This window comes from Noviherbaspirillum humi, assembly GCF_900188095.1.
GTDB lineage: Bacteria > Pseudomonadota > Gammaproteobacteria > Burkholderiales > Burkholderiaceae_D > Noviherbaspirillum > Noviherbaspirillum humi.
In genome coordinates, this window is record NZ_FZOT01000001.1 from 658,045 (window position 1) to 675,214 (window position 17,170).

A 17,170-nucleotide genomic window follows, 5' to 3' on the forward strand; every position below is an offset into this window, starting at 1 on the left:
GTCGAGCCATGAGCGATGCCGCCGCCCCGGCCCGAGCCGGGCGGCATCCGAATCTTCGAAGAGGTAGTGATGACGCCCCCTAATTCCACTGCATCGCCCATCGATACCGGGCCGCTGTCCTGGGTGCTGGGCGAGATCCGCGAATCGCTGTCGCGCTCCGCCGCGGCGCTGCGCGAGGCCTTGCCGCAGGATGCGGATGCCCGCGCCACCCTGATGCGTCATGCCAAGAACTTCCTGCACCAGGCGCATGGCGCGCTGCAGATCGTCGACATCGACGGCATCGCGGTCATCTCCGAAGCGGTCGAGAGCCTGCTGCAGAAAGTGGAGGGCGGCCAGCTCGGGCTGGACGAGGCGCTGGTCAACGACATCGCCACCGCCTTCCAGGCGCTGACCGAGTATCTCGAAGAGCTGCGCTCCGGCATGCCGCACCAGCCGGTTCGCCTGTTCCCTTATTACCAGGCGCTGATGAATGGCCGCGGCGCCGAATCCCCCCATCCGGGCGACCTGTTCTTCCCCGACCTTTCCACCGCGTTTGCCCCTGAGCCGGCCCGAGGCGGCACGCCGCCCGCCGATCTGTCCAGCCTGCGCGGCCGCTTCGAGCTTGCGCTGCTGGGGTTGATGAAGGCAGACGCCGCAGCGGCGCGCACGCATGGCGCCGCCATGCGCGACGTCATCGCCGACGTCGTGCACGGCCAGTCCGGCGCTAGGGCGCGCGCCTTCTGGCGCGTCATGCAGGGCATGGCCGAAGCGGTCGGCGGCGGGCATGTCGGCGTCGACATCGAGATCAAGCGCCTGTTCGGCCGCATCAACCTGCAGCTGCGCCGGCTGAGCGAAGGATCGGCCAGCCTGGCCGAGCGCCTGCAGCGCGACGCGCTGTTCTTCATCGCGCAGATCGACGATGCACCGCCCGCCATCCGCGAGTTGCAGCAGGCTTACCGGCTGGACGGCATGGTGCCGCGCGACTACGCCGAGCGGCGCTATGGGCGCATCGATCTCGAGGCGCAGCTCAAGGCCAAGGAAAGGCTGGCGCATGCGAAGAGCACCTGGACGCGCATTGCCGGCGGCGAAGCGGCGCTCGCGCCCGCCTTCGAGGCGGACATGCAGGCACTGGCCGAAGCCGGCGCCGGCCTGGGTTCCGAACCGCTGGCCAAGCTGCTGCGCGAGATGTCCGGCATCGCCCGGCATGCCGCCCATGGGATCATCGCCGACAGCATCGGCCTGGAAATGGCGACCGGCCTGCTGTTTCTGGAAAACGCGCTGAACAGCCTGAACCGGCTGCCGGCCGACTTTGCCGAGCAGGCGCAAACCCTCACCCTGCGGCTGCTGTCGCTGGTGGAAGGCCAGCCGGCGGAACAGGCGGCGCCCTGGCTCAACGACATGTCGCAGCAGGCGCAGCACCGGCAAACCATGGCGGTGCTCGGCAATGAAATGCAGTCCAATCTGCGCCAGGTGGAAAAGCAGCTCGATGAATATTTCCGCGAGCCGGCCGCCCAGCACGGTACGCTGCCCGACATCGACCGCATGCTGGGGCAGCTGCAAGGCGTGCTGGCCGTGCTCGACCAGCCCGATGCCGTCGACGCGATCGCCCATGCGCGCAGCCACCTGCGCGCCTTCATCGATGCGCCGGCCTCGACCGAGCCGCCGCTGCATGCCTGCCAGCAGGTGGCGCGCAATGTCGGCGCCCTCGGATTCTTCATCGATGCGATGCAGCAGGATGCGGACGAGGCAAGATCGCGCTTCGTGTTCGATCCGGAAAGCGGCAGCTTCCAGTCGCGCCTGCTCGACCGGCGGGCGCCGGTGCAACCCGTTGCCGCTTTCGAATCCGCCATGCCGGCGGCGCCGCACGATGCAGCACCGGCCGAACCGGCCAGTGCCGAGGAAGACCTGACGCGCTTCCAGCAGCAGTCCGCCACCCTGGCGCGGGCGCTGGGCGAACAGCCCGACGACGCCGATCTGCAGCAGCAGTTGCGCGAATCGCTGGAGCAGATGCGGGTGAACGCGACGCTGGTGGCCGACACCGGGGCGGCAGAACGCGCCAAGGCCGGCATCCGCCTGCTGGATGAGCCCAATGCGGCGCCGGACATGCTGACCGCCATCGTCTCGGCTGAAGAGGCCGGCGCGCCGGAAGCGCGCGCGCCGCTGCCTGCGCCCAGTCTGCCCGAGAGCGAGGATGCGATCGATGCCGAGCTGCTGGAAATCTTCATCGGCGAGGCCGACGAGGTATTGCAGACGGTGCGCGCCGTGCTGCCGCAATCGCGCCATGCGCCGCGCAGCGAGGAACATCTGACCACGCTGCGGCGCGGCTTCCATACCCTGAAGGGCAGCGGCCGCATGGTCGGCCTGACGGCCTTTGGCGAGGCGGCCTGGAGCATAGAACAAGTCCTCAACCTCCGGCTGGCTGACGCCGCCGGCGGCGACGAGGCGCTGTTCCATCTGCTGGAGCAGGCGGAGCAGCTGATGCAGGCCTGGGTCGCCGACCTGCGCGAGACCGGCGCCTCATCCCGTGACGGTGCTGCGCTGATCGAAGACGCGCGCCGCCTGCGCGAAGGCTTGCCGCCCGCATCGCAGGCTGCGGCGCCGGTGGCGCAGGAACTGCCGGCGCTCGAGCTGGGAAATGCCGCCGAGCCGGAACCGGACTTCGCCGCAGCCGAAGAAGACGGCGCCTTGCCGCCGCTGCCGGATGCGCCGACTGAAGCCACGCTGGACGAACTGCCGGTCGAGTTCGGCTTCTCGGCGGATGCGGATGACGTGCCGCTACCGCCGCAAGCGGTCGAGACGACCGCCGAGCCGGTCGACCTGTCGGATGCGCTTGACGCCGACGCCTTCGAGGATGCCCCTGCTGACGTTCCTGCCGGGGTTGCTGCCGAGATTTCTGCACAGATTTCTGCAGAGGAGGCCATCCAGGCCCCCGTTGCAGCGCCCATTGAAGAGCCGGCCGAGGCCGCCCCTGGCACGGTGATCGACTTCCCGCTGCCAGGCGCTTCCACCGCCAGCCAGGATGAAAACATCCGGCGCATCGGCACGCTGGAAATCAGCCTGCCGCTGCATAACATTTATCTGGCCGAGACCGACGAACTGGTGCGGCGCCTGTCGCAGGACATTGCCGAGTGGCGGCATGAGCCGGAGCGGGCGGTGCTGGTGCAGTCGGTGCACGCGGCGCATTCGCTCGCCGGCAGTTCTTCCACCGTCGGCTTCAGCGCCTTGCATGAAGTGGCCTTTGCCTTCGAGATGGTGATGCAGCAGCTGCTGCGCAAGCCGGTGGCGCTGCACGATGCCGACTTCGACCTGCTGGATGCGAACGTCGAGGTGTTCCGCGCCATGCTGCAGAAGTTCAATACCGGCATCATGCCGGAGCGAGAACCGGGCCAGATTCTCCTGCTGCAAAGGCTGAAGGCGGATCTGGAGCAGCGGGCCGCCATGGAGCCGTCCGAACCTGCACGCGAAGCCGACCTGGAGGCGGCGGGGATCGCACCCGATGCCGGCGATGGCGATGACGCCGATCCGGTGCTGCGCCAGGGCATGCATGCGCCGGTGCTGGCGCACGTGGCGGTCGAGGAGCCGGGGGCCGAATCGCCAGGAAGCGATGCGGCGGAGCCGGTGCCGCAGGATGAGCTGGATGCCGACCTGCTGCCGGTCTTCCTGGAAGAAGGCGAGGACATGCTGCGTCAGGTCGGACAGCTGCTGGCTTCCTGGCCGGCCCAGTCCGATGGCGCGGCGGTGCCGCAAGGCTTGCTGCGACTGTTCCATACCCTGAAGGGCAGCGCCCGCATGGCCGGCGCCATGGCGCTCGGCCACCATTTTCACCAGCTCGAAACCCGCATCGAAGCCCTGATGCGCAAGGGTGCGCCGTCGCCGCAGGCCATCGAGGACCTGCAGCAGGCGCACGACTTGGCAATGCAGATGTTCGAGGCGCTGCGCCATCCGGCGCCCGCCGTGATGCCGCAGGCGCCACAAGCACAAGCGCCACAGGTGCCGGCCATGCCTGCGCAAACCCTGCCCGCCGTCCCCACCGCGCCGCCAGCGATTCCGGCGGTCCAGCAGCAGGAAGCCGCCGTCGCCAGAGCAGCCGGCGGCGCCGTGATGCGGGTGCAGGCGGAGGCGCTGGACCGGCTGCTGAACCAGGCCGGCGAGGTTTCCATTTCCCGCGCCCGCCTGGAAAACCAGATCGGCAACCTGCAGCAGTCGCTGTCGGAGCTGACCGAGAACGTCGGCCGGCTGCGCCAGCAATTGCGGGAAATCGAAATCCAGGCCGAAAGCCAGATCGCCTCCAGCAAGGCGAATGCGGCCGACCGCGAATTTGATCCGCTGGAATTCGACCGCTTCACCCGCCTGCAGGAACTGACCCGCATGATGGCCGAGACGGTGAACGACGTCGGCTCGGTGCAGCAGAGCATCAACCGTACCGTCGACCTGGCAACCGGCGACCTGCTGCAGCAGGCGCGCCTCACGCGCGACCTGCAGCAGGACCTGATGCGGGTGCGCATGGTGCAGTTTGCCAGCATCTCCGACCGCCTCTACCGGGTGGCGCGCCAGACGGCGAAGGAGGTCGACAAGCGCGTCAACCTCGACATCCGAGGCGGCACGGTGGAAATGGACCGCGGCGTTCTCGAGCACATGACCGGACCGTTCGAGCACCTGCTGCGCAATGCCATCGTGCATGGCATCGAGTCGCGCGCGCAGCGCCAGGCGCGGGGCAAGGCCGAGACCGGGGAGTTGCTGATCGAGGTGCGGCAGGAAGGCAACGAGGTCGTGATCCGCTTCTCCGACGACGGCCGCGGCCTGGACCTGGCGCGCATCCGCAGCAAGGCCGGCGAGCTCGGGCTGCTGGCCCTGGATGCGCCGGCGGGCGATGCCGAGGTGGCGGACATGATCTTCCACCCCGGCTTCTCCACCGCCGAGCAGGTCACCGAACTGGCCGGCCGCGGCGTCGGCATGGACGTGGTGCGTTCGGAAGCGGTGGCCCTCGGCGGCCGCATCGCCACCACTTCCCGGCCGGGCCAGGGCGTGACCTTCGAAATCCATCTGCCGCTGACCCTGGCGGTGACCCAGGTGGTGCTGCTCTCGTCCGCCGGCAAGACCTATGCGGTGCCGTCAGTACTGGTGCAGCAGGTGCAGCAGCTCCGGGGGCAGGCGCTGGCTTCGGCCTACAACGACGGCGCGCTGCCCTGGCAGGAGCGCCAGGTGCCGCTGCATTACCTGCCGGCCCTGCTCGGCGACGCCGAGTCGGCGCCCCTGGCGCAGCAGTATTCGCCCTGCCTGATCCTCAGCAGCGGCGGCGAGCAGATCGCCATCCATGTGGACAAGGTATTGGGCAACCGGGAAGCGGTGATCAAGAACGTCGGCCCGCAGCTGGCGCGTCTGCCCGGCATCGCCGGCGCCACGGTGCTCGGCTCCGGCGAGATCGTGCTCATCCTCGATCCGGTCCAGCTGGCGCAGCGCGCGCACAAGCAGGCGCTGCGGCCGGCCCAGTCGGAGGCGGGCGCCATCGGCGCCATCGCCGAGCTCAGCGTGTCGCCCGAGACCGCCCAGGAACCGGTGCAGGGTTTGCGCACCCAGCACATCGTGATGGTGGTGGATGATTCGGTGACGGTGCGCCGGGTGACCCAGCGCCTGCTGCTGCGCGAGGGCTATCAGGTGGTGCTGGCCAAGGATGGGGTGGATGCGCTGGAGAAGCTGCAGTCGATCACGCCGAGCGTGATGCTGGTGGATATCGAAATGCCGCGCATGGATGGCTTCGACCTGACCCGCAACGTGCGCGACGACGAGCGCACCCGGCACATCCCGATCGTGATGATCACGTCCCGCACCGCCGCCAAGCATCGCAACTATGCGATGGAACTGGGCGTGAACGCCTATCTCGGCAAGCCCTACCAGGAAGCGCAGCTGCTGCAGCTCATCGCCGGCTACGTCGCCGACGCAAAGATGAATTGATTCGTCCCGCCGGGGCGCCCGCCCCGGCGATTCCATGCGCGGTCAATCCGCGGTTTCCGGCTGCACCTTCTTCACCACCGCATAGCGCGCCAGCGTCCGCTGGCGCGCCTCGTCATGCTGCATCACCGGCAGCGCATAATCCCGCCCGAGCGCGATGCCGGCCGCCTCGAGTTGCGCCGGCTTGGCCAGCCAGGGCGCATGGATCGCCTTGTTCGGCAGCCGCGCCAGTTGCGGCAGGTAGCGGCGGATGAACTTGCCCTCCGGGTCGAATTTTTCCGATTGGGTGACGGGATTGAAGATGCGGAAGTAGGGCTGGGCGTCGCAGCCGCTGGAGGCGGCCCATTGCCAGCCGCCGTTGTTGGACGACAGCTCGAAGTCGTTCAGGTGGAGGGCGAAATACGCTTCGCCCCAGCGCCAGTCCAGTCCCAGGTCCTTGGTGAGGAAGGAGGCCGTCACCATGCGCAGGCGGTTGTGCATGTAGCCGGTCTGGTTCAGCTGGGCCATGGCCGCGTCCACCAAAGGGTAGCCGGTGCGGGCTTCGCACCAGGCGGCGAACAGCTCCCGCGCCGCTTCGCCGTCTTCCCAGCGGATGCGGTCGTACTCCGGCTTGAAGGCCTGGGTGGCCACACGAGGATGATGGTGCAGGATCATGAAATAGAAGTCGCGCCAGATCAGCTCCGACAGCCAGGTGGCGGCGCCGCTGCTGCCGGGCAGGTGCATGGCTTCCAGCGCCCGCCGCGCCAGGGTGCGGATCGATACCGTGCCGAAGCGCAGATGCGTGGAGAGATAGGACGGCCCCTTCACTGCCGGAAAATCGCGCGTCTCGTGGTAGCGGCCGATGCGAGGCAGGAAGTCTTCCAGTAACTTGGCGCCGCCGGACGCGCCGGTGGGCATGCCGAGCGCATTCAGGTTGGTCGGCTCGAAGCCGAGCGCCGCCAGCGAGGGCAAACCGGTCGCCCGCCTTCCCGGCGACGCCAGGCGGTCGGCGTAAGCATCGACCGGATAGGGCTTGACGAAGAAATCGCCGCCTTCATGCAGCTTGCGCAGCCAGGCATTCTTGTAGGGAGTGAACACCGAGAACGGCCGGGCCGACTGCGACAGCACCTCGTCCTTCTCGAAGATGGCCTGGTCCTTGAAGGCTAGCAGGCGCCGTCCGGCTTCCTTCAGCGCGCTGGCCACCGCAGTGTCACGGGCGATGGCTTGCGGCTCGTAGTCATGGTTGACGAAGACGGCGTCCACGCCGAGTTCGCTCGCCAGCTTGGGAATTTCCTGCGCCGCCGCCGCATGGCGCACGATCAGGCTGCCGCCGAGCCGTTCCAGATCGCGGCCCAGTTCCGCCAGCGCGGCCAGGATGAACTCCACCCGGCGGTCGCGGCGCGGCAGCGCATCCAGTATCTCGGTATCGAAGATGAAAGCGCAGTACACCGACCGGCTCTGCTTCAGGGCATGGTAGAGCGCAGCATGGTCGAATGCGCGCAGGTCGCGGCGGAACCAGACGAGCGATTTGTCGAACGATGGCACGGGCTTTCCTCCCTGGAAAGCATGGCGTTCCCGGCCGAAGCGGGCAAGGACGCATGCTGCAATGTTAGAATGGGCATTATGGTAAAGCATGATGTCCGCACGCCGCATACCGGCGAGCCGCCAGGACCGCACCGCTTGCCGCCATCCACTGTTTTCGAATTCCTCTTATCGTGGCCAACGCCGAGCTCAACCTGTCGGATCACTTCCTGATCGCCATGCCGTCCATGCTGGACCCGGTCTTCGGCGGGACGGTGATCTATATCTGCGAGCACAGCGAAAGCGGCGCCCTGGGCGTGATCATCAACAAGCCGACCGACATGACGATGGAAGTCTTGCTCGAGCGTATCGACCTGAAGCTGGAAATCAGCCCCAGCCAGATCGGCGATGCCAAGCCGGTGATGTTCGGCGGGCCGGTGCAGGTGGAGCGCGGCTTCGTGCTGCACGTCCCGCACGGCACCTACTCTTCCACCATGAAGGTGAGCGAGGACGTGGCCCTGACCACGTCCAAGGATGTGCTGGAGGCGGTGGCGTCCGGCCGCGGCCCGGAGCGCATCCTGGTGACGCTCGGCTGCGCCGGCTGGAGCGGCGGGCAGCTGGAGGAAGAGATCAAGCGCAACGGCTGGCTGACGGTGCGCGCCGATCCGGCCATCATCTTCGACCTGCCGGTGGAGGAGCGGTTTTCCGCCGCCATGCATCTGCTCGGCATCGATCCCCTGATGCTGACCGGCGACGCCGGCCACGCCTGACTCGACGGCGGACGGCGGGTGTCAACCGTACTCGGCTTCGATTTCGGCCTGAAGCGCGTCGGCGTGGCGGTCGGCAATACCCTGATGAAGCAGGCCAGTCCGCTGCAGGTGATCCATGCCGCCGGCAACGACGCCAAGTTCGCCGCCATCGCCGCCCTCATCGAGGAATGGCAGCCGGCGCTGTGCGTGGTAGGCCTGCCGATGCATCCGGATGGCGCGGAACACGAGATGACGGTACGATGCCGGCGTTTCGCCAATCAGCTCAACGGCCGCTTCGGCGTCGCCACCGCGCTGGTCGACGAACGCTATTCCTCGGCGGTCCTGTCGCAGCGGCGCGGCGACGTGATCGATGCCGAGGCGGCCGCAATCATTTTGCAACAATACTTCGACGAGCATGACCCATCCCCAACTTGATGCCGAGGCCCTATACCAGGCCCTGGCGCAACGCGTGAAGACCGGACTGGCGTCCGCCTCCGATCCCGCCATCGTCGGCATCCACTCCGGCGGCGCCTGGCTGGCGCAGCGGCTGGCGACCGACCTCGGCCTCGAATCCCGCCTCGGCTTCATCGACGTTTCCTTCTATCGCGACGACTACGCCGAGCGCGGCCTGCATCCGGAAGTGCGTCCGACCCATATCCCGTTCGAGGTGGACGGCGCCACCATCCTGCTGGTGGACGACGTGCTGTACACCGGCCGCACCACCCGCGCCGCCATCAACGAGCTGTTCGACTATGGCCGCCCGGCCAGGGTGCAGCTGGCGGCCCTGGTGGACCGCGGCGGCCGCGAGCTGCCGATCGCCGCCGACTACGTCGCCGAAACCGTCAGCCTGGCCGACGGCCAGCAACTCGTCCTGCAGCAGGCCGACGACGGCCGCCTTTCCCTCACGGTAGATCATGCATAACCCGCAATTGAACAAGAACGGCGAGCTGCAGCACCTGCTCACCATCGAAGGCCTGCCCAAGGCCGTCGTCAACCATATCCTCGATACCGCCTCTTCCTTCGTCGGCATCAGCGACCGCGAAGTGAAGAAGGTGCCGCTGATGCGCGGCAAGAGCGTGTTCAACCTCTTCTTCGAGAATTCGACGCGCACCCGCACCACCTTCGAGATCGCCGCCAAGCGGCTGTCGGCGGACGTGATCAATCTCAACATCGCCGCCTCCAGCACCTCTAAGGGCGAGTCGCTGCTCGACACCATCGACAACCTGGCGGCGATGCATGCCGACATGTTCGTGGTGCGCCATGCCCAGTCCGGCGCGCCGTACCTGATCGCCAAGCACCTGACCCAGACCGGGCAAAACCATGTGCACGTCGTCAATGCCGGCGACGGCCGCCATGCGCACCCGACCCAGGGCCTGCTCGACATGTACACCATCCGCCACTACAAGAAGGATTTCAGCAACCTGACGGTGGCCATCGTCGGCGACATCCTGCACAGCCGGGTGGCGCGCTCCGACATCCATGCGCTCACCACCCTGGGCGTGCCGGAAGTGCGCGCCATCGGCCCGCAGACGCTGCTGCCGGGCGGCCTGGAGCAGCTCGGCGTGCGCGTCTTCACCGACATGAACGAAGGCCTGAAGGGCGTGGACGTGATCATCATGCTGCGCCTGCAGAACGAGCGCATGTCCGGCGCGCTGCTGCCCTCGGCGCAGGAATTCTTCAAGAGCTACGGCCTGACGCCGGAGCGCCTCGCCCTGGCCAGGCCGGATGCGATCGTGATGCACCCGGGGCCGATGAACCGCGGCGTGGAGATCGATTCGGCGGTGGCCGACGGCGCGCAGGCGGTGATCCTGCCCCAGGTGACCTTCGGCATCGCGGTGCGGATGGCGGTGATGAGCATTTTGGCGGGAAACTGAGCAATGAAACTGCATATCAAGAATGGCCGCGTGATCGATCCGGCCAACGGAATCGACGCCCGGCGCGACCTCGCCATCGAGAACGGCAAGATCGTTGCCGTCGGCGCGGCCCCGGCCGGCTTCGTCGCCGACGAGACGATCGACGCCGCCGGCCTGGTGGTGATTCCCGGCCTGGTGGACCTGAGCGCCCGCCTGCGCGAACCGGGCTACGAATACAAGGCGACGCTGGAGTCGGAGATGCAGGCGGCGATCCAGGGCGGCGTGACCAGCCTGGTGTGCCCGCCGGACACCGACCCGGTGCTGGACGAACCCGGCCTGGTGGAAATGCTGAAGCACCGGGCGCGCGGCCTGAATCAGGCCAACGTCTATCCGCTCGGCGCGCTCACCGTCGGCCTGAAGGGCCAGGCGCTGACCGAAATGGCCGAGCTGACCGAAGCCGGCTGCATCGGCTTTTCCCAGGCCGAGTGCCCGATCGTCGACACCACCGTGCTGCTGCGCGCGATGCAGTATGCCAAGACCTTCGGCTACACCGTCTGGCTGCGGCCCCAGGACCCGCACCTCGGCAGGGGCGGCATCGCCCACAGCGGCCCGATCGCCTCCCGCCTTGGCCTGTCCGGCGTGCCGGTGATGGCCGAGACCATCGCCCTGCATACCATCTTCGAACTGGTGCGCACCACCGGCGCCCGGGTGCACCTGTGCCGCATCTCGTCCGCCGCCGGCATCGAGCTGGTGCGGGCGGCCAAGAAGGAAGGCCTGCCGGTCAGCTGCGATGTCGGCGTGCACCATGTGCACCTGACCGACGCCGACATCGGCTTCTTCGACTCCAATGCCCGCGTGGTGCCGCCGTTCCGCTCGCAGCGCGACCGCGACGCCATCCGCCAGGGCCTGGCCGACGGCGCCATCGACGCCATCTGCTCCGACCACACCCCGGTGGACGACGACGAGAAGCTGCTGCCCTTCGGCGAAGCCTCGCCGGGCGCCACCGGCCTGGAGCTGCTGCTCTCGCTCACGCTGAAGTGGGCGCAGGAAGGCAGCGACCGTTCCGACGCTATGCTGGCCAAGGCCATCGGCCGCATCACCCATGATGCCGCGCGCATCATCGGCAAGCCGGCCGGCACGCTGTCCGCCGGCGCCGCCGCCGACATTTGCATCTTCGATCCGGCGGCGCGCTGGAAGGTGGAAGCGGCCAACCTGGCCAGCCAGGGCAAGCACACGCCGCTGCTCGGCTACGAACTCCCCGGCAAGGTGCGCTACACCGTGGTCGGCGGCCATGTCGCGCTGAGGACGGCAGCGCAGCCGGCATGAACGCCGGCGGATTGCGGCGGCGGCTGCGCCTGGCGCGGCTGGCGCTGCACCTCCTGCAAGGATTGCTGACCTGCGCGCTGGTGTTTCCGCTTGCCGGGCAGGCGCAGCGGCGGCGCCTGATCCAGCGCTGGTCGGCCCGGCTGGTGGCGATCTGCGGGCTGGCGGTGTCGCTGCCGGCGACCGCCCATGCCGGCGAGAAGGCGCTGATCGTTTCCAACCATGTGTCCTGGCTGGACATCTTCGTCATCAACGCCCGGGTGCCGTGCCGCTTCGTCGCCAAGTCGGACATCCGCGGCTGGCCGGTGCTCGGCTGGCTCTGCGCCCGCGCCGGCACCATCTTCATTGCCCGCGGCAGGGTGCGCGACGTGCGCCGCATCTTCCAGGATCTCGTGCACAGCCTGCATGCCGGAGACCATGTGGCCTTCTTTCCCGAGGGAACCACGTCGCCGCCGGGCGGGCTGCTGCCCTTCCACGCCAACCTGTTCGAAGCGGCGATCGATGCCGGCGTGCCGGTGCATCCGTACGCGCTGCGCTATCTCGATGGAGAGGGGAATTACCATCCGGCGGTCGACTTCAGCGGCGACACCGGCTTCATGGAAAGCCTGATGCGGGTGCTGGAAGCGCCCGGCATCCGGGTCGAGCTGGTGGATCTGCCGCCGCTCGACACCCGCGGCGCGCATCGCCGCGAGCTGGCGGAGGCGGCGCACCGTGAAGTCGCCTCGGCACTCGGCCTCCAGCCCCGGCAGGCCAGGGCCGGCTAGATCGATCCCGGCACCTGATACTGCGGGCAATCCACCTGCACCACCGACCGGTCTTCCAGGCATACCGCCGTCAGCTTCCCGCCCCACAGGCAACCGGTGTCCAGCGCAATGAGATCGGGGCGCAGCACCAGCCCCAGCGTCGACCAGTGTCCGATCACCACCGGCACCTCCCGCGTGCGGCGGCCCGGCATGTCGAACCACGGCATCAATCCCTCCAGCGGCTGACCATCCTTGTGCACCATGTCCATGCTGCCGTCGGCATGGCAATAGCGGATGCGGGTGAGCGCATTGACGATGCAGCGCAGCCGATCATGGCCCTGCAGGCCGTCATCCCAGCGCGCCGGCGCATTGCCATACATGTGGCGCAGGAAATCCACCCAGTCCGGCCCGCGCAGCATCGCTTCCACTTCCGCCGCCAGATGCAATGTCTGCGGCAGGGTCCATTGCGGCGCCACGCCGGCATGCACGATCAGGTGCCCCTGCTCGTGGATCGCCAGCGACTGGTGCCGCAGCCAGTCCATCAGCTCGTCCCGGTCCGGCGCGTCCAGCACCTCGTGCAGGGTATCGCCCCGGTGCTGGAGCCGGATGCCCTGGGTGACGGCCAGCAGGTGCAGATCGTGGTTGCCGAGCACCACCCGGGCGTCCGGCCCGAGGGCGCGGATGCGGCGTAGCGTTTGCAGCGAATCCGGCCCCCGATTCACCAGGTCGCCGACAAAGATCAAATGCGGCTTTACGGCCGCGGCGTACAACTGGGTGATCAATTCATCGAGCTTGCCTAGGCAGCCCTGTACATCGCCGATTACGTAAGTGGTCATGAAAGCTGGGTGAGTTGATGGGCGGCACGTTTCCTTGTCAGACCACAAGGAGCCGTGAGGCAACGTGCTCTATAAAGAAGTTGTGGCAACGATTGGCATTCCAAACCAAACGCATCCATCATGTTAACCCCGATTATCCTTTCCGGCGGCGCCGGTACGCGGCTGTGGCCGGTGTCGCGCGAAGCGCATCCGAAGCCCTTCATGCGCATCGGCGGCGGCAAATGCCTGCTGCTGCAGACCTTCGAGCGGGCGCAGGCGGTGGCGCCGCAGCGCTCGCCGCTGATCGTCACCAACCGCGAATACCACCTGCGCTCGCGCGACGAGCTGCCGGCCAAGGGCACGCTGCCGCACTACCTGCTGGAGCCGGCCGGCCGCAATACCGCCCCGGCAATCGCCCTGGCCGCGCTGTGGGCGCAGCAGGAGGATCCTGACGCCTGCCTGCTGGTGATGCCGGCCGATCACCTGATCACGAACGTCGCCGCCTTCCGCGACGCCGCCGTGCAGGCCGAGGCGCTGGCGCGCGACGGCTTCCTGGTGCTGTTCGGCATCCGTCCCACGGCGCCGGAGACCGGCTATGGCTATGTCGAGATGGGCGATCCGGTCCGGCAGCAGGCGCAGGCGCATGCGGTGAAGGCTTTCCACGAGAAGCCGGACGCCGCCACCGCCGCCGGCTACCTGGCGCAGGGCAATTTCGTCTGGAACAGCGGCATCTTCTGCTTCCGCGCCGACGTCATCCTGCAGGCGCTGGAGACCTGGCAGCCGCCGCTGATGCAGGCGGCGCGCAGCGTATGGGAAGCCGCCGGCACCAGCGGCGACAAGACAGAGCTGCCGGAAGCCTTCGAGCAGCTCGACAACATCTCCATCGACTACGCCGTGATGGAGAAGGCGCAGAACATCGCGGTGGTGCCGGGCGACTTCGGCTGGAGCGACATGGGCGCCTGGAGCGCCGTCGCCGACACCGTGCCGGCGGATGCCGACGGCAACAACACCAACCGCCCGGACGCCATCCTGATCGACACCCGCCACACCTACATCGATTCCAAGGACCGGCTGGTGGCGGCGATCGGCCTCGACAACATCCTCATCGTCGACACGCCGGACGCGCTGCTTGTCGCAGATCGTGCCAAGAGCCAGGAAGTGAAGCAGGTGGTGAGCCAACTCAAGGCGCGCAATCATGAAGCGCACAAAATCCACCGCACTGCCGTGCGTCCCTGGGGCACCTACACCGTGCTGGGGGAAGGGCAGGGCTTCAAGATCAAGCGCGTGGTGGTCAAGCCCGGCCATTCGCTGTCGCTGCAGATGCATCACCACCGCAGCGAGCACTGGGTGGTGGTGTTCGGCACCGCCAGCATCACCGTCGGCGAGACCACGCGCCTGATGACCCAGAACCAGTCAACCTACATCGCCATCGGCGAAAGGCACCGGCTGGCCAATCCGGGCATCACCGACCTGGTGCTGATCGAAGTCCAGTGCGGAAGCTATCTCGGGGAGGATGACATCGTCCGCTTCTCCGACGTGTATGGGAGGGCCTGACCGGCAAAGGGAAAAGGGCAGGGAAGCCGGTCTCGCAGATCATTTCGAAACAACCAAGGAAATCCGAAACATGCTGATGAAATCCAAACCAAGCAAGGTCGCTCTCATTACCGGCGTCACGGGGCAGGACGGCGCCTACCTGGCCGAACTGCTGCTCAACAAGGGCTACGAGGTGCATGGCATCAAGCGCCGCAGCTCCCTGTTCAACACCGACCGCATCGACCACCTGTACCAGGACCCGCATGAGCCGGAAGTGCGCTTCAAGCTGCACCACGGCGATCTGACCGATTCCACCAGCCTGATCCGCATCATCCAGCAGGTGCAGCCCGACGAGATCTACAACCTCGCCGCCCAGAGTCATGTGGCGGTGTCCTTCGAAGAGCCGGAGTACACCGCCAATGCCGACGGCATGGGCGCGCTGCGCATCCTGGAGGCGATCCGCATCCTCGGTTTGGAGAAGAAGACCCGTTTCTACCAGGCATCGACCTCCGAGCTGTATGGCCTGGTGCAGGAGATTCCGCAAAAGGAGACCACGCCGTTCTATCCGCGCAGCCCGTATGCGGTGGCCAAGCTGTACGCCTACTGGATCACGGTCAACTATCGCGAGGCCTACGGCATCTATGCCTGCAACGGCATCCTGTTCAACCATGAATCGCCGCTGCGCGGCGAGACCTTCGTCACCCGCAAGATCACCCGGGCGCTGGCGCGCATCAAGCTGAACCTGCAGGACTGCCTCTACCTCGGCAATCTCTCCGCCAAGCGCGACTGGGGCCATGCGCGCGACTACGTCGAGATGCAGTGGCTGATGCTGCAGCAGGACAAGCCGGAAGATTTCGTCATCGCCACCGGCGTGCAGTACAGCGTGCGCGAATTCATCAACGCCGCCGCCAAGGAACTGCAGATGAATATCCGCTGGGAAGGCGAGGGCGTGGACGAGAAAGGCTACAACGACGAAGGCAAGTGCATCGTCGCCGTCGACCCGCGCTACTTCCGCCCGGCCGAAGTCGAGACCCTGCTCGGCGACGCCAGCAAGGCCAAGAACAAGCTCGGCTGGACGCCGCGCACCTCATTCGAGGAGCTGGTGGCCGAGATGGTGCGGGAAGACCTGAAGTCGGCGCAGCGCGACGAGCTGGTGAAGCAGCATGGGTATAGCGTGTTTGCGCATCATGAGTAACTGAAGTCTAGACGGTTGCAGTCCCGCCGCCGGGAGCGAGACCATTCGCTCCCGGTCCTGAATTGTTATTTGATTTATATCAAACAATCGCAGTATTTCTTCCTCACCCTCCCAGCAAGGCTTGCGCTTCATCGCTTTCCCATCTGTGCTTGTGCAATCAGCACTCTTCCCCGGTAAGTATTTCCCTCAAAAGTAGTAACTGTATGTAAATCTCTGGCGCGCACTGTCTTGGTGACAGCGCCGTGTAAGGGTAAAATGTCGCGCCGGCAAAAAGCATGCCTTTGCATGCGTGGACTTCACGAAGCATGTCTTCACAAGCCGGCAAACCGGGCGCGATAAAAGAAATACCATGAGCGTCCGGGTCGAACGGCATGCCAGCCGAAACGGCTCGACACCGGTTCGGATCCCTATTGAAAAGCCATTGGCGCTTCAATGGCCGCAGGCTGAAGCCATCAACCTTCTCGGAAAAGCAAATGATTCTCGTAACAGGCGGTGCAGGATTCATCGGGTCGAACTTTGTCCTGGATTGGCTGACCCAAAGCGGGGAGCCGGTCGTCAACCTGGACAAGCTGACCTATGCCGGCAATCTGGAGAATCTCGCCAGCCTGAAGGGCGATGCCAGACATGTTTTCGTTCAGGGCGACATAGGCGACCAAACCCTGGTGGCCGGTCTGCTGGAAAAGCACAAGCCGCGCGCTGTCCTGCACTTCGCCGCCGAATCGCATGTGGACCGCTCCATCCACGGTCCCGATGCCTTCATCCAGACTAATGTGGTCGGCACCTTTCAGTTGCTGGAGGCGGTCCGCGCCTACTGGGCGTCGCTGGAAGAGCCGGAAAAATCGGCCTTCCGCTTCCTGCACGTCTCCACCGACGAGGTCTATGGTTCGCTGGGCAAGGAAGATCCGCCTTTCGCCGAGACCAATCGCTACGAACCGAACAGCCCGTATTCCGCCAGCAAGGCAGCCAGTGACCACCTGGTACGCGCCTACCACCATACCTACGGCCTGCCGGTGCTGACGACCAACTGCTCGAACAACTACGGTCCTTACCATTTTCCCGAGAAGCTGATCCCGCTGATCATCGTCAATGCCCTCGCCGGCAAGCCTCTGCCGGTCTACGGCGACGGACAGCAGATCCGCGACTGGCTCTACGTCGGCGACCATTGCAGCGCCATCCGCCGCGTGCTCGAAGCCGGCCGACTGGGGGAAACCTACAATGTCGGCGGCTGGAACGAGCAGGCGAACCTGGATGTGGTCAAGATCGTGTGCGGCATCCTCGATGAACTGCAGCCTCGCGCCGACGGCAAGCGGTACGCCGAGCAGATCACCTTCGTCAAGGACAGGCCTGGGCATGATCGCCGCTACGCCATCGATGCCCGCAAGCTGGAGCGCGAACTCGGCTGGAAACCGGCCGAGACCTTCGAAACCGGCATCCGCAAGACGGTGAAGTGGTACCTGGCGAACGGCGACTGGGTGCGCAATGTTCAATCCGGCGCCTATCGCGAATGGATCAGCCGGAACTACGGCTAGAG

12 protein-coding genes are annotated in these 17,170 nt (G+C 66.6%); 10 read left to right on the forward strand and 2 right to left on the reverse strand.

The window, feature by feature from the left end; translation table 11 throughout:
* Positions 1 to 69: 69 nt before the first annotated feature.
* Entirely contained in the window at positions 70 to 5,931 is a 5,862-nt protein-coding gene (locus CHB88_RS03175) for a FimL-related protein (RefSeq protein ID WP_089397894.1), read from the forward strand.
* A 42-nt stretch (positions 5,932 to 5,973) separates the two neighbouring features.
* On the opposite strand, the gene CHB88_RS03180 is transcribed toward CHB88_RS03175, so the two are convergent.
* The gene (locus CHB88_RS03180; RefSeq protein ID WP_089397807.1) at positions 5,974 to 7,452 is read right to left on the reverse strand and encodes a cryptochrome/photolyase family protein; all 1,479 of its coding nucleotides are present in this window, start codon (positions 7,450 to 7,452) and stop codon (positions 5,974 to 5,976) included.
* Between the two features lie 170 nt (positions 7,453 to 7,622).
* Here CHB88_RS03180 and CHB88_RS03185 point away from each other — a divergent pair, with 170 nt between their 5' ends.
* Genes CHB88_RS03185 through CHB88_RS03210 form a run of 6 tightly spaced genes read left to right on the forward strand, consistent with a single transcriptional unit; the run spans position 7,623 to position 12,117 of the window.
* Positions 7,623 to 8,198 carry a YqgE/AlgH family protein gene (locus CHB88_RS03185; protein WP_281254975.1) on the forward strand — a complete coding sequence of 192 codons (576 nt, stop codon included), beginning with the start codon at positions 7,623 to 7,625 and terminating at the stop codon, positions 8,196 to 8,198.
* Positions 8,199 to 8,216: 18 nt separating this feature from the next.
* Positions 8,217 to 8,612, forward strand: a complete 396-nt coding sequence (gene ruvX / locus CHB88_RS03190; protein ID WP_089397809.1) for a Holliday junction resolvase RuvX — start codon at positions 8,217 to 8,219, stop codon at positions 8,610 to 8,612.
* The gene (pyrR, locus tag CHB88_RS03195) at positions 8,593 to 9,099 is read left to right on the forward strand and encodes a bifunctional pyr operon transcriptional regulator/uracil phosphoribosyltransferase PyrR (RefSeq protein WP_089397810.1); all 507 of its coding nucleotides are present in this window, start codon (positions 8,593 to 8,595) and stop codon (positions 9,097 to 9,099) included. The genes ruvX and pyrR overlap by 20 nt, the downstream gene beginning before the upstream one ends.
* Positions 9,092 to 10,051, forward strand: a complete 960-nt coding sequence (locus CHB88_RS03200; protein WP_089397811.1) for an aspartate carbamoyltransferase catalytic subunit — start codon at positions 9,092 to 9,094, stop codon at positions 10,049 to 10,051. The genes pyrR and CHB88_RS03200 overlap by 8 nt, the downstream gene beginning before the upstream one ends.
* A 3-nt stretch (positions 10,052 to 10,054) precedes the next feature.
* Positions 10,055 to 11,356, forward strand: a complete 1,302-nt coding sequence (locus CHB88_RS03205) for a dihydroorotase (RefSeq protein ID WP_089397812.1) — start codon at positions 10,055 to 10,057, stop codon at positions 11,354 to 11,356.
* On the forward strand, positions 11,353 to 12,117 hold the full coding sequence (locus tag CHB88_RS03210) for a lysophospholipid acyltransferase family protein (RefSeq protein ID WP_089397813.1): 765 nt from the start codon (positions 11,353 to 11,355) through the stop codon (positions 12,115 to 12,117). The genes CHB88_RS03205 and CHB88_RS03210 overlap by 4 nt, the downstream gene beginning before the upstream one ends.
* Here the strand turns inward: CHB88_RS03210 and CHB88_RS03215 are convergent.
* Positions 12,114 to 12,932 (reverse strand): symmetrical bis(5'-nucleosyl)-tetraphosphatase, encoded by an 819-nt coding sequence (locus CHB88_RS03215; RefSeq protein ID WP_089397814.1) that lies wholly within the window; start codon positions 12,930 to 12,932, stop codon positions 12,114 to 12,116. The genes CHB88_RS03210 and CHB88_RS03215 overlap by 4 nt on opposite strands.
* Before the next feature lie 120 nt (positions 12,933 to 13,052).
* Here CHB88_RS03215 and CHB88_RS03220 point away from each other — a divergent pair, with 120 nt between their 5' ends.
* From CHB88_RS03220 to rfbB, 3 genes are all read left to right on the forward strand, one after another.
* Positions 13,053 to 14,465, forward strand: coding sequence for a mannose-1-phosphate guanylyltransferase/mannose-6-phosphate isomerase (locus tag CHB88_RS03220; protein WP_089397815.1), 1,413 nt, complete (start codon positions 13,053 to 13,055; stop codon positions 14,463 to 14,465).
* Between the two features lie 70 nt (positions 14,466 to 14,535).
* Complete coding sequence (gene gmd / locus CHB88_RS03225; RefSeq protein WP_176442294.1) at positions 14,536 to 15,639, forward strand: GDP-mannose 4,6-dehydratase; 1,104 nt, start codon at positions 14,536 to 14,538, stop codon at positions 15,637 to 15,639.
* Between the two features lie 473 nt (positions 15,640 to 16,112).
* Entirely contained in the window at positions 16,113 to 17,168 is a 1,056-nt protein-coding gene (gene rfbB, locus CHB88_RS03230) for a dTDP-glucose 4,6-dehydratase (protein WP_089397816.1), read from the forward strand.
* Positions 17,169 to 17,170: the final 2 nt, after the last annotated feature.